This window comes from Streptomyces botrytidirepellens (assembly GCF_003721215.1).
Classification (GTDB): Bacteria; Actinomycetota; Actinomycetes; order Streptomycetales; family Streptomycetaceae; genus Streptomyces; species Streptomyces himastatinicus.
This window is the reverse complement of the sequence record NZ_RIBZ01000289.1, coordinates 1-12,307: the sequence shown is the minus strand read 5'-3', so window position 1 is coordinate 12,307 and position 12,307 is coordinate 1. Positions and strand designations below refer to the sequence as shown.

Genomic DNA, 12,307 nt, shown 5'->3' with positions numbered 1-12,307 from the left:
CTCCTCGTCACCGCGCCGGGTGGAGCACCTCCAGGGCCGTGCGGTACGCCGCGTCGGTGGCTTCCCGTACCGGAAGCGCCCGGTGTGCGTCGGAGAGGATCTCCACTCCCCACGGGCCGGACCAGCCGGTGGCGCGGAGCGCGGTGATGATGTCCGGCAGGGCGAAGGAGCCCTCGCCGCACAGGCGGCGACGCCGGACGGTGTCCTCGAAGAGCGTGCCGACGACCTGACGGTCCGCGTCGTTCAGCTCCACGCCCACGATGCGCGACCGCGGTACGCCCGCCAGGTCGGCCGGTGGGGTGTGGGCGCGCTCGGTGTGCCAGGCGTCGATGATGAGGCCGCCCGCCGGGTGACCGGCGGCCTCGACCAGCCGGAGTCCGTCGTGCACCGTCTTGAGGTTGGACCAGGGGAGGAACTCGATGCCGAGCCGGGCGCCCACGCCATCCGCCTGCGCGGCCAGGGCGGCGAACTCCTCGGCCCAGGCGTCGGGGTCCCACGGCCGGTCCTCGACATCGGGCCCGATCTTGAGGTGGTGGGCGCCGAGCGCCTCGGCGGTCCGCAGGAGGTCGCGGCGCACCGCGTCCGAGGCCGCGCGCCGGTGGCCGTCGGCCCACCAGTCGACCAGGAGCTCCAGCTCCAGGTGGACGAGTCCGTTGTCCGCAAGGAGCGACCGGATCCCGGCGAGTCCGTACGTACGCTCGGCCTCCACCAGGTCCGCGTACAGCAGCCCGAAGCCCGTGAACCCGGCGGCGCCCGCCGCCTCCGCCCGCTCGCGCAGGGTCAGCGGGCTGCGCTCGTCGTCCCACCCGGGCGCGGCGTCCCCCGCGGTGGTCCAGCAGGTGGCGAGCAGATCCTCGGCGGTCATGATGGCGTTCCCCTCTCTTCAGGCGCGAGCGGCCTGCGGCCGGGCCGTTCACCTGGACGCACACGCTAGGCGCGCCCGAGTGGATTGCTGAAGAGGCGGAAACCATCATTAACCCATCATCGCCACCATCTTTTTCCCTCGACCCGCGCGGGCCCCGGCGGGCAGGGCCGACGTCGTGAGCGGTGACCGCCGCGTCTACCGTGGATGATCTCCGCCCGGGGAGCCAGGGACCTTCCCCGCCGATCCTGAAAGGCACTCATGGCAACCGTCGAAACCTCGGTGCGCGACGGGGTGGCACATCTGGTGCTCAACCGCGCGTCCGCGCTCAACGCACTCGACACCGACACCGTGCTGGCCATGCGCGCGGCGCTGGACCGGTGGCGCGACGACCCCGGTGTCCGCACGGTCGTCGTCCGCAGCGGCACCCCGAGGGCGTTCTGCGCGGGAGGGGACATCCGGGCGATCCGTGAGGCGGCGCTGCGGGGCGACGTCGCCGCCACCACGCGCTTCTTCCGCGAGGAGTACGCCCTGAACCAGGAGATCGCCGAGTACCCCAAGCCGTATCTGGCGCTGATCGACGGGGTCGCCATGGGCGGCGGCCTCGGCATCTCCGTGCACGGTGCGGTACGCGTGGCCACCGAGCGGTCGGTGTTCGCGATGCCGGAAACCCTCATCGGTTTCTATCCCGATGTCGGCGCCTGCTTCTTCCTGCCCCGGCTCGGCGGCGCGCTCGGCCGCTACCTCGGGCTGACCGGCGCGCGCCTCAGCGGCGCCGACGCGGTCACGGCGGGACTGGCGACCCACTTCGTGTCCTCCGCCGATCTACTCGAGTTCACCGCCGCGCTGGACACGGCCGAAGCGGCCGATGTACTCGCCAAGTACGCCCGTACCGCGCCACCGTCCGACCTGGACGACACCGGCGACCGCATCGCCGCCGCGTTCGCGCCCGGCCCCCTGTCCGAGGTGGCCGACCGCCTGCGGGCGGACGGTTCGGCATGGGCCAAGACGACGCTCGGCTCCCCCGCTGCCGCGTCGCCGCTGAGCCTCCGGCTGACCGACGAGCTGCTGCGCCTGGGCGAGCGGGACACTCTCGCCGCGTGCCTCCGGCGGGACCTGGCGGTGGCGTCCCGGCTGGTCCGTGAGCCGGACTTCGCCGAGGGTGTCCGCGCGAAGCTGGTCGACAAGACCGGGGACGCGCGCTGGTCGTACGGCTCGGCGGAGGCGGTTCCCCACGAGCGGATCGCCGAACTGCTCGGCGGCTAACGTGGTGCCCCGCTGTGTACCTACCACCGCAGAGGGAGTGGTGTGCCGTGCCGGGTCCTCCGAGCAGGGGCGTGCTGGTCACCGGGGCGTCCCGGGGCATCGGCCGGGCGGTCGCGCGGGCGTTCGCGGAGCGCGGCGACCGGGTGGCCGTGCACTACGCGGCGCGGGCGGCGGACGCCGAGGAGACCCGGGCCGAGCTGCCGGGCGAGGGGCATGTGGTCATCGGTGGCGACCTCGGTGACCCGGTCGCGGCGCAGCGGATCGCCGACACCGCCGAGGAGGCGCTGGGCGGGGTCGATGTGCTGGTCAACAACGCTGCCGTGGCCACCTCGGAGGACAACGCGCACCGGGTGGCCGACGTGTCGTACGCGGAGTGGCAGCAGGTCTGGCGGCAGATGGTCGACGTGAATCTGCTCGGGTCGGCGAACGTGAGCTACTGCGTGGCGCGGCACCTCATCGACCGTGGTGCGCCCGGCCGGATCGTGCACATCGGCTCGCGCGGGGCGTTCCGCGGCGAGCCGGACCACCCGGCCTACGGGGCGAGCAAGGCGGCGCTGCACGCGCTCGGCCAGTCGCTGGCGGTCGCGCTGGCCCCGCACGGGATCGCGGTGACCTCGGTGGCGCCCGGGTTCACCGCCACCGAGCGGGTGGCGGGGCGGCTGACCGGGGAGTCGGGGGACGCGCTGCGGGAGCAGAGTCCGTTCGGCCGGGTCGGCACGCCGCAGGAGGTGGCGGCCGCGGTGGTGTATCTGGCGTCGGCGGAGGCCACCTGGGCGTCGGGGACGGTCCTGGACCTCAACGGGGCGTCGCATCTGCGGATGTGAGGGGCCGCCGCTCATCACCAGAAGGAGGACACGTGTCCACGATGGACGAGGCCGAGCTGCGCCGGGCCGTGGCGGTGGCCGGTGAGCTGGCGCAGTGGGCGGCGGAGGCCATGCGCCGCCCCCGTACCGGCGACGTGCGGTACAAGGCGAACGCGGCCGACATGGTCACCGACACCGATGAGCTGATCGAGCGCCAGGTCCGCTCCGTGCTGCTGCGCGCCTTCCCCGGCCACCGGGTGGAGGGCGAGGAGTACGGGGTGCGCGAGGGCCCGGCGGGGGCGCCGAGCTGGGTGGTGGATCCGGTCGACGGCACGACGAACTACGCGCACGGGGTGGGCTGGAGCTCGTTTTCCCTCGGCCTGTCCGACGCGTCCGGGCCGCTGCTCGGCCTGGTGGCCGACCCATGGCGGGGCGAGGTCTTCACCGCGGTGCGGGGTGAGGGCGCCCGCCTGGACGGGGAGCCGATCCGGGCCACCGATGCCAGGGGGGTGCGGGGGCAGGTGGTGATGACGGAGTGGGCGGCCCATGCCCCGTGGCACGGCATGGACCGCGTCCTCGCGGAGCTGTCCGCCCGCCTGTGCACCGTGCGGATCATGGGCTCGACGGCGCTGTCGCTGGCCCAGGTGGCGGCGGGCCGGGCCGTCGCGGGGGCGATCGGCAGGTTCCAGGCGGTGGACGGACTGCCCGCCCTGCTGATCTGCCGGGAGGCGGGCGCGCTCGCGTACGACGACACCGGTCCGACCGCGGGCGTGCCGTCGGGCGGGCTGCTGGTCGCGGCGCCCGGGGCGGCGGAGGAGACGTACGACATCTGGCGCGCCGCCCGGGCGGGCCACGGCGGTGGCTAGGCGTCGCCGTCCAGGTGGGCGAGGAAGTCCCGCAGGGCGGCGTTGACTTCGTCGGGGCGCTCCTGCTGGGTCCAGTGGCCGCAGCCGTGCAGGGTCACCTCGTCGTGCAGCCGGGGGGCGATCCGGCGCAGTGAGGCGCGCAGGGTGTCCATGCCGCGGAACGAGGTGACCAGGTCGCGGTCGCCCACCACGTACAGCGCGGGCACGTCGATGCCGCGGCCCCGGAAGGGGGCGAGGAGTTCCTGGTTGCGCTCGATGTTGCGGTACCAGTTGAGGGGGCCGGTGAAGGCCCGGGGGCCGTGTTCGGCGTAGTCGCGGGCGAAGATGTCGATGTCCGCTTCGGTCAGCCAGCCGGGCAGCTGCTCCGGCTCGGGCACGGTGTCCAGCAGGGCCCGGCCCTCGGGGATGACCCAGGGCCGGGGCCGCTCGTTCTTCGGGTTGTCCCCGGAGCCGCTGAACAGGATCCGGCGGAGGGACGACGCGATGTCCTGCCCCAACTCGGCGTCGGCGACGCCCGGTTGCTGGAAGTAGTTCTGGTAGAAGCCCTCGCCGTAGTACCTCCGGGTGGCCGAGGGCGGGGCCATTCCGGCGGGCAGCGCCGGCGGGACGCTCAGCCCGGCCACGGCGCGTACGACATCGGGGCGCAGCATCGCCGTGATCCAGGCGACCGGCGCGCCCCAGTCGTGTCCGACGACCACCGCCCGCTCCTCGCCGAGGGCGCGGATCAGCCCGATCACATCACCGGCCAGGTGGAGCAGGGTGTACGAGGCGGTGTCCTCGGGCTGCTCGCTGCGCGCGTAGCCGCGCTGGTCGGGGGCGACGACGCGGTATCCGGCCTCGGCCAGCGGGCCGAACTGGTGGCGCCAGGAGTACCAGCTCTCCGGAAAGCCGTGCAGCAGCAGGACCAGCGGCCCCTGCCCCTGCTCGGCGATGTGCAACCGCACTCCGTTCACCTCGACGACGTCATGCTTGACCGGGCTGTGCACTGTGGTTCCTCTTCCGGTTGCGGCACTCTACTGCTGAGTAACGATGCTATATGCACGCGTTGGTGGCCGCCCGAGGGGAGCGGCCTGCCACGCCGTCAGCTGGTGGTCTCCGAGGAGGACGCCGGGTCGACGCCGGTCAGGGTACGGCTCACGTCCCACAGCCGCGCCGCGGCGGCGGTGTCGGCGAGGTGGGCCCACACCGGTTCGCGCCGGGGTCTGCCGCGCAGGCCGAAGGCGCGCGGTCCCCACAGCTGCCCGCCGTGCACATCGGGATCGAGCACCGCCCGCACCGCGGGCCACGCCCCGGCGTCCTTGCCCTGGAGGAGGACCCCGGCGGGCGCCCCGCCCAACCGGGTGCCGAGGGTCCGTACGTGCACCGGTGGCCGGGAGGGCGTGAGGGAGTCCAGGGCGCCGCCGGGGTGGACCACCACGCTCGCGACCGTGCTGCCGGTGGCGCGCAGGCGGCGGTCGAGTTCGAGGCCGAAGGACATCTGCGCCAGCTTGGACCGTCCGTAGGTGCGCTTGGGACGGTAGTCCCGCCGGGACTGCGGGTCGTCCAGGTCCAGCCGTTCGGTCTTCGCCGCGAAGCTGCCCATGGTCACGACGCGGCCCGCCGGTGCGGCGGACAGCAGGGGCATCAGCCACGTGGTGAGCGCGAAGTGTCCGAGATGGTTGGTGCCGAACATCAGCTCGTGACCGTCCACGGTCTCGCGGCGCGGCGGATCGTCGAGGGCGACCCCGGCGTTGTGCACCACCGCGTCGAGGTGCGCCGACTCCAGTGCGCCCACCGCGGTTTCGAGCGACGAGAGGTCGGCGAGGTCCAGCCGCAGGGCGCGCACCCGTGCGTCCGGGACCCGCTCGCGGATCGCGGCCATGGCGGCCTCGGCCTTCCCCGGGCTGCGGCTGCCCAGCACGACGGTGGCCCCGGTCGCGGACAACTGCTCCGCGATGAAGTACCCGATGCCCGCGTTGCCGCCGGTGACCAGGACGACACGGTCGTCGGCGCGCGGCAGCCGGTGGACATCCCAGGGCGGGGTGGAGGACACGGACGGCATGGCGGCAAGCTCCCTTGCGGCAGAAGGCCCGGGAGGGCCTTCAGCCCCCTCGGGCGGACGCTCGGGGTGAGCGCCCTGCCGACGAAGATCCCAGCCGCCACCGACACATCGGCTACGGATCGGCTACGGATCCCCGACAGCGCGGGAGCGCTGTCGGGCGGTCTCGATGTGGCCGAGGTACCGGTGGGTCCAGTCGCACATCGCATCGACCGTTGCGCGCAGCGCCCGGCCCGGTTCGGTGAGGGTGTACTCGACCCGCGGCGGCACCGTGGGGTGCACCTTCCGGTCGACCAGGCCGTTGCGCTCCAGCATGCGCAGGTTCTGGGTGAGCATCTTGTGGCTGACGCCCTCGACCACGTTCCGCAGCTCGCTGAAGCGCAGGGTGCGCTCCCCCAGCATTTCGATGATCAGGAGCGCCCACTTGTTGGCGACGTCCGAGAAGATCTCCCGCGCCAGGGAATCGGCGCGCCGCAGGTCCGCTTCATCGACCGAACCGTCCTTGAACTGCTTGGTCACCATGAGGTTCCTCAGTCACTGAAAAGTGCGTTCTTCCATGTCAGGGGCCACTCTCCTACGGTTCCCGGGTAACCATAAGAGACCGAGAGGTCACGAGTCCACACGGAGGCTGACAGCATGGCCATCACCCTGGTGAACCCCAGCGGGTTGCCCACCATCGATGTCTACCGGCAGGTGTCGATCGCATCCGGCTCGAAGCTGGTCTTCATCGCCGGTCAGGTCGCCTGGGATGCCGAGGGAGTCACGATCGGCGAGGGCGACCTCGCCGCGCAGGTCGAGCGGTGCTACCTCAACGTCGGCACCGCCCTCGCCGGTGCGGGCGGTTCCTTCGACGACGTGGCGAAACTGACCGTCTACGTCGTCGACTGGACGCCCGACAAGATGCCCGCGCTCCTGGAGGGCATCTCCCGGGCCGCCGCGAAGCTAGGGGTCACCCCGACCCCGCCGGCCACGATGGTCGGCGTGGCGGCACTGGACGTACCCGAGCATCTCGTCGAGATCGAAGCCACCGCGGTCCTCGACTGAGCACCGGCGCGGAGCACGGGTGGTGTGTGTCGTGGTGCGCTCCTCGCCGGACTGGGTCAGCTCGCCCTGGTCCGCCGGCTTCTGCAACGCGACCAGGCCCCCTCCCGCGCCGCCGCGGCGATCTCCTCGGCGAGCCGCTGAACTGCGGCAGCGGCGCGCCGTCCAGGACCTGGCCGACATCCGCCATCGCGGGCGCCTCCAGCAGCGTGCGGATACGGAAGATCTGGGTAGACTGACCTACCTAGTAGCGGAGAGGGGACCCGCGATGGGCGCAACCGACGCCGCGGCGAAGCAACCCGGTAAGCGGCGGGGAGCCGCGCGTGAGCGGCTGCTCGCCGCCGCTTCACGCCGCTTCTACGCGGACGGCGTATCCGCCACGGGTATCGACACGATCACCGCCGAGGCGGGCGTGGCGAAGATGAGCCTGTACAACAACTTCGCCTCCAAGGCCGATCTGGTGGTCGCCTACCTCGACGCGCGGCACGAGGAGTGGATGGAGCTGTACCGGCGACGGCTGGAGGGCGTCCGGGACGGCGACGGCCGCGGCGGTGTGCTGGCCGTTTTCGACGCGTACACCGATCACGCGGCTTTCGCCTATGAGAACGGCTTCCGGGGATGCGGTCTGCTGAACGCGGCCGCCGAACTGCCCGCCGGGGACGAGGGGCGGGCCGTGGTGCGTCGGCACAAGGAAGAAGTCGAGTCCCTGCTCGCCGCACACCTCGAGGAACTGCTGCCCGGGCGGCCCGGGGAGGCCCGCGCGCTGGCGGAGCATCTGGCGTTCCTGCTGGAGGGCGCGATGGCGCGCGCCGGTCTTGAGGGCGCGGGTACGCGTGTGGAGCATGCGCGGACCATGGCGGCCGACCTGCTGGACCGGCTGTGACGCGGGCGGCCGGACATCCGGCCGGCTCGGTGGGCGTGGGGTCGCTGTGCGTGCTCGTGGCGTCGGTGCTGTGGGGCACCACGGGCACCGCCGCGACCTTCGCCCCGGCAGTGGGGCCCCTCGCGATCGGGGCCGTCGCCATGGGCCTGGGCGGCCTGCTCCAGGCCCTCCTGGCCGCCCCCCACATCGCCCGGGAGGCGCCTGGACTGCGCACACAGCGCGGTGTGGTGCTGCTCGGCGCCCTGGCGGTGGGGGCCTACCCGCTGGCGTTCTACAGTTCCATGCACCTGGCCGGGGTCGCCGCCGGGACCGTGGTGTCGATCGGCTCGGCTCCGCTCGCCTCGGCCGTGATCGAACGGGTTGCGGACGGACGCCGTCTGACGCGCCGCTGGACGGTGGGCGCCACGCTGGGGCTGTCCGGGACGGTGCTGCTGTGCGCGGCCGAAGCCGCCACGGCAGCCACCGGCCCCGGGGCCCGTTCCGTCGGGTCGACCGTGCTCGGGGTGGGGCTGGGACTGGTGGCCGGATTCACCTATGCCCTGTACTCCTGGGCGGCCCACCGCCTGATCAGCCGTGGTGTCACCTCCGGCGCGGCCATGGGCGCCGTCTTCGGGCTGGGCGGTCTGCTGCTGGTGCCCGTACTGCTGGCCACCGGCGCCCCGCTGCTCAGCTCCTGGTCCAACGCGGCCGTCGGCGCCTACATGGCCCTGGTGCCCATGTTCATCGGCTACGTCCTGTTCGGCTGGGGTCTGGCGCACGTTCCGGCGAGCACCGCGACCACGCTCTCCCTGCTGGAACCCGCCGTCGCGGCGGTCCTGGCGGTCCTGGTGGTCGGTGAACGTCTGCCCCTGCCGGGGTGGCTCGGCATCGCCCTGGTCGTCGGCTGCCTCGCCGTCCTCACCACGCCTGCCCGCCCCGCTTCGAAGGACCGGCTGCCCCTCCCGGGACCGGACACCGGGCCCCGGGGAGAGAGCGCGGCTCCGATCATGATTCGGGAGAAGTAGGCGAATTCAGCGGCCGGTCGTGCTGTCGATGAGTTCGCGGAGGATGTCCGCGTGGCCCGCGTGTCGGCCGGTCTCCTCGATCATGTGGGTGAGTGCCCAGCGGAGGCTGGGAGCGGGGCGGCCCGGCCGCGGTCGGGGAACCGGTGCGCCCAGATCGGCGCACCCGTCGAGAACCTCGTTCGCGCGCTCGACCGCATCGCGGTAGCGGGCGACGACATCGGCCACGCTGTCCGTCGGTGCCGCTTGGAACGTCGCCTGCCAGTCGGTGACGTCGTCCCCGAGGAACATCGAGCACTCGACGAAGGTCAGATGGTTGAGCAGGCCGAGCAGGTTCGTGCCCGACGGCACCGCGGCTGTTCGTACCTGCGGCTCGGGGGCGCCGTCGGCCTTCGCGGCGATCGAGGTCCGGAGGTAGTCGAGGAATCCGCGCAGAACCTCGATCTCGCTGCTTCCGGTCCGGGGCGGCGGAGTGTCGCCGTGGCGGTTGGGGCGCGTGTCGCTGGGCACAGTGGTCGCCTTCCTTCGTCGGGGGCGGCGCCTGCCACCGTGTGGTGCGGCGCATGAGGAGGACATGGTCGGTGAGCACCTCACGATCTGGCACGGAATCTTGCGGTTACGGCAAGATGGCCTGATGGATCGCAAGACGGACGACGACGTGCTCGACGCGGTGGGGCCGCGGCTTCGTGCGCTGCGTCGTGACCGCGGCATCACCCTCGCCGGCCTCGCTGCGACGACCGGCGTGTCGGAGAGCACGCTGTCCCGGCTGGAGAGCGGGCAGCGCCGGCCGACCCTGGAACTGCTGCTGCCGCTGGCCCGTACCTATGACGTTCCGTTGGACGACCTCGTCGGTGCCCCGCGCACGGGCGACCGCCGGATGCACCTCAAGCCGATCAGGCGGTTCGGGATGACGTTCGTGCCCCTGTCCCGGCGACCGGGAGGGGTGCACGCGTTCAAGATGATCACCCCGCGCCGCCGGGACCACTCGAACCGACCCCACAGACCCACGAAGGCTTCGAATGGCTCTACGTGCTGGGCGGACGCCTGCGGCTCGTGATCGGCGAGCGCGACCTGACACTGCCGCCCGGTGAGGCAGCCGAGTTCGACACGTCCCTGCCCCACTGGCTGGGCAGCGCCGACGGCGGCGTGGTCGAGCTTCTGATCCTGTTCGGCCTGCAAGGGGTGCGTGCGCACATCCCCGGCCGGCACCGGCGCGTCGCGGGCGGTCAGAAGTCCATTTCGACGTAGTCGATGTCGGTGAACTCCACCAGCAGGCCGTCCGCGCGGCGGCCGCTGTCCTTGAAGTAGATCTCCTGGAAGCCTTCGGCGGCGATGTCCCGGAGCTGCTGTTCGGTGGCGCCGGTGGACTGCGCCTCGAAGAGGCGGGCCGCGTAGGCGGGGGGCAGGTGCTGGGTGATCAGACGGATGCGGCCGTCGTCGGTGGAGCCGGGGGCGGCGGTGAAGCCGAAGCGGGCCCGGGTCTCGATGACGATGCCGGTCGCGGTGGCGGCCTGCTTCCTGGCCCGGGCGCGCACCCGGGGCTGCCAGTCCTTGCGCACCTCGTCGGCGAGACGTGCGGCGAGGTCCTTGCGGGGGCGCTTGAACTGGCCGGTGAGATAGCGCTCGACGGTGCGCTGCGATACGCCGAGCCGTCGCGCGACCGCCTTGGTGGAGCCCTTCTCCTGCTTCACCAGGAAACGCATCTGCGCGGGGGCGGTCTTCGGGATGGGGCGGGTGAAGGTGGCCTCCGTCGCCTTGTCGAGGCTGTCGCCCATGATGCCCATGGTGCTCGTCCCCTCCCCTACTCACCGTCGAGCGCGGCGTCGGTGCCCTTGATGTGGCGGGCGGGGTTGTGGCCCGCGTCGAGGAGCTGCGCCGCCCACAGGAACTCCTGGGTGCCCTCGTGCTTGACCATGCCGGGCGAGACACCGAGCCGGAAACCGCCGGGCAGCGGCTTGCCGTCGGGGGTGTGCGGCAGGAAGTCGAGCGGGCTCGGGCCGTCGGAGAGATAGACGACGCAGTCCGAGAGGACGGCTACGGGGAAGAGCCCGGTGTCCGCGAGCTTGCGCATCTTGCGGTGCATGTTCACCCGCGCGGTGGAGATGACGGCGGCGCGGATGTCGGGGCGCCAGGTGGGGCGCTCCAGGGCGGGCCAGCGTTCGCCGGGGCGGTAGCGGGCGCCCTGGGGCCGCTCGCGGAGCTTGCCGATGCCGCCCTTGACGGTGGCCTTGATGGCGGACAGGACGGCGGCCTGCCCGGGATCGACCTGCTTGTGCCGCTCCATGGCGGCGAGGAAGTCCGGCGGGCTCATGCCGGCCACCACGCCGAGCCGCTCCATGGTGGCCATGTAGGCGTCGCGCAGCCGTGTGTACCAGGCATCCAGGTAGGGGCCGGTCTCGGGGCGGAGCCACGCCTCGACGGGCCGTACGTCGTAGCCGAGTTCGACGGCGTACGCGACGGTCGGCGTGGCGTACCAGGCGGGGCCCTCGGGGCGGTTGCCGTGCGGGGTGAAGGGGTTCGGGAGGCGCGGGTCGAGGTCGATGTGGGAGAGGTCGACCAGCCAGCTGCCGGGCAGCGCCTTGTCGAAGGCGGGCGCCGTGCGGTGTTCGGGCGCGCCGAGTCCGACGGTGAGGCGGTTGGCGGCGGCGGCGAAGGCCATGTTGACGTCGATTCCCACGGCGTGGGTGTGCGCGCATTCGGCGTCGGTGAGCAGCTCGGGGTCGCGAATCCAGTCGTACGCCTCCTCGTCCAGCATCTCGGCCGGGGTGCGCCGGTGGCCGCGCGGGTACAGCTGGGCGACGACGGGGTGCTCGTCCGGTGCCTCCGGTGGCGCCGGGTCGACCGGCGCGCTGAGCGAACCGGGCTGCGGGCCGGAGCCCCAGGTGCCGGTCGCCTCGTCCTTCACGGCGCGGGTGGGCGGGCGCAGGGCGGTCATCAGCTCCAGCCCGGTGACGGCGGTGGTGCCGCGCGGGGTGATGACGCGGGTGGCGTAGTCGCCGAGTACGCTCGCCAGTTCGGCCGGGGCGAACCGGTCGGCGCTCCCCCAGGCGCGGGCGTCGAGCGCGCCCCACGGGAGGACCGCGAACTGCACGCAGTGGCGGCGGCCGCCCTGCACCGGGCGGTAGACCGAGGCCCAGGGGCCGAAACCGCGGCGGGTGAGCTGCCACTTGGCCCTGGTGATCTGCTTGACGACCTTGTGGTCCTCGGGCAGTCGCAGGTTTCGGCGGTCGGTCAGTTCGGCGGGCAGCCCGAGGCGTTCGGCGGCGGACGCGGTGAGGACGAGCAGGGGGTCGGCGTCCTTGCCGTTGCGGTGCAGCCGGGGAGCGCCCAAGTGGCCCTCGGTCAGGGCCCAGGTGACGAGGGTCGGAATGTCCTTCAGCGGGCAGTCCAGGACCAGGCCGCCGATGCCGTACGCGGATCCGTCGCCGTCCACGACGGCCAGGGGGCCGCCTGCGAAGTGTGGTTCGGTGGCGGGCGGGGTGGCGGGGGTCCTGCGCGCCGCGGCTTGCCGCGCGGGCCGCCGGGGTGCCGCGGATGCCGCGGCGGG

At 72.9% G+C, this 12,307-nt stretch carries 13 protein-coding genes and 1 pseudogene; 7 read left to right on the top strand and 7 right to left on the bottom strand.

Annotated features, from left to right (window positions below; genetic code table 11):
• Positions 1–7: 7 nt before the first annotated feature.
• A complete protein-coding gene (locus tag EEJ42_RS24090) occupies positions 8–865 on the bottom strand; it encodes a sugar phosphate isomerase/epimerase family protein (RefSeq protein WP_123102775.1) in 858 nt (285 codons plus the stop codon).
• A 258-nt stretch (positions 866–1,123) separates the two neighbouring features.
• On the opposite strand from EEJ42_RS24090, the gene EEJ42_RS24085 reads away from it, so the two are divergent.
• The 3 genes from EEJ42_RS24085 to EEJ42_RS24075 are packed head-to-tail and all read left to right on the top strand — an operon-like array spanning position 1,124 to position 3,797.
• Positions 1,124–2,128, top strand: a complete 1,005-nt coding sequence (locus EEJ42_RS24085; protein ID WP_123102773.1) for an enoyl-CoA hydratase/isomerase family protein — start codon at positions 1,124–1,126, stop codon at positions 2,126–2,128.
• 47 nt (positions 2,129–2,175) lie between these two features.
• Complete coding sequence (locus tag EEJ42_RS24080) at positions 2,176–2,952, top strand: SDR family NAD(P)-dependent oxidoreductase (protein ID WP_123102771.1); 777 nt, start codon at positions 2,176–2,178, stop codon at positions 2,950–2,952.
• 41 nt (positions 2,953–2,993) lie between these two features.
• Positions 2,994–3,797 (top strand): inositol monophosphatase family protein, encoded by an 804-nt coding sequence (locus EEJ42_RS24075; RefSeq protein ID WP_342778320.1) that lies wholly within the window; start codon positions 2,994–2,996, stop codon positions 3,795–3,797.
• Here EEJ42_RS24075 and EEJ42_RS24070 read toward each other — a convergent pair.
• The 3 genes from EEJ42_RS24070 to EEJ42_RS24060 form a co-directional block, all read right to left on the bottom strand.
• Positions 3,794–4,783: an alpha/beta fold hydrolase gene (locus tag EEJ42_RS24070; RefSeq protein WP_123102767.1), complete on the bottom strand. Its 990-nt coding sequence runs from the start codon at positions 4,781–4,783 to the stop codon at positions 3,794–3,796. The two genes, EEJ42_RS24075 and EEJ42_RS24070, sit on opposite strands and share 4 nt — an antisense overlap.
• 95 nt (positions 4,784–4,878) lie before the next feature.
• Positions 4,879–5,838 carry an SDR family NAD(P)-dependent oxidoreductase gene (locus EEJ42_RS24065; protein WP_123102765.1) on the bottom strand — a complete coding sequence of 320 codons (960 nt, stop codon included), beginning with the start codon at positions 5,836–5,838 and terminating at the stop codon, positions 4,879–4,881.
• Positions 5,839–5,961: 123 nt separating this feature from the next.
• The gene (locus tag EEJ42_RS24060) at positions 5,962–6,357 is read right to left on the bottom strand and encodes a winged helix-turn-helix transcriptional regulator (protein ID WP_123102763.1); all 396 of its coding nucleotides are present in this window, start codon (positions 6,355–6,357) and stop codon (positions 5,962–5,964) included.
• 114 nt (positions 6,358–6,471) lie between these two features.
• Between EEJ42_RS24060 and EEJ42_RS24055 the strand changes: the two genes are divergently transcribed.
• The 3 genes from EEJ42_RS24055 to EEJ42_RS24040 all read left to right on the top strand — a co-directional run bounded on the left by EEJ42_RS24055 (position 6,472) and on the right by EEJ42_RS24040 (position 8,763).
• Entirely contained in the window at positions 6,472–6,879 is a 408-nt protein-coding gene (locus EEJ42_RS24055; RefSeq protein WP_123102761.1) for a RidA family protein, read from the top strand.
• A 265-nt stretch (positions 6,880–7,144) separates the two neighbouring features.
• Positions 7,145–7,759 (top strand): TetR/AcrR family transcriptional regulator, encoded by a 615-nt coding sequence (locus EEJ42_RS24045; protein ID WP_123102759.1) that lies wholly within the window; start codon positions 7,145–7,147, stop codon positions 7,757–7,759.
• Positions 7,756–8,763 (top strand): DMT family transporter, encoded by a 1,008-nt coding sequence (locus EEJ42_RS24040; RefSeq protein WP_246097319.1) that lies wholly within the window; start codon positions 7,756–7,758, stop codon positions 8,761–8,763. Before EEJ42_RS24045 ends, EEJ42_RS24040 begins: the two co-directional genes overlap by 4 nt.
• Positions 8,764–8,769: 6 nt before the next feature.
• Here the strand turns inward: EEJ42_RS24040 and EEJ42_RS24035 are convergent, their stop codons facing one another.
• Positions 8,770–9,270, bottom strand: coding sequence for a DinB family protein (locus tag EEJ42_RS24035; RefSeq protein WP_184503241.1), 501 nt, complete (start codon positions 9,268–9,270; stop codon positions 8,770–8,772).
• Positions 9,271–9,394: 124 nt separating this feature from the next.
• Here EEJ42_RS24035 and EEJ42_RS24030 point away from each other — a divergent pair.
• Positions 9,395–10,008 (top strand): annotated as a pseudogene (locus EEJ42_RS24030) (helix-turn-helix domain-containing protein).
• Here the strand turns inward: EEJ42_RS24030 and tpg are convergent.
• The gene (gene tpg / locus EEJ42_RS24025; RefSeq protein ID WP_123102755.1) at positions 9,987–10,544 is read right to left on the bottom strand and encodes a telomere-protecting terminal protein Tpg; all 558 of its coding nucleotides are present in this window, start codon (positions 10,542–10,544) and stop codon (positions 9,987–9,989) included. The pseudogene EEJ42_RS24030 and the gene tpg sit on opposite strands and share 22 nt — an antisense overlap.
• A gap of 17 nt (positions 10,545–10,561) precedes the next feature.
• The coding region (gene tap / locus EEJ42_RS24020; protein WP_246097318.1) for a telomere-associated protein Tap at positions 10,562–12,307 on the bottom strand (1,746 nt) is incomplete at its 5' end.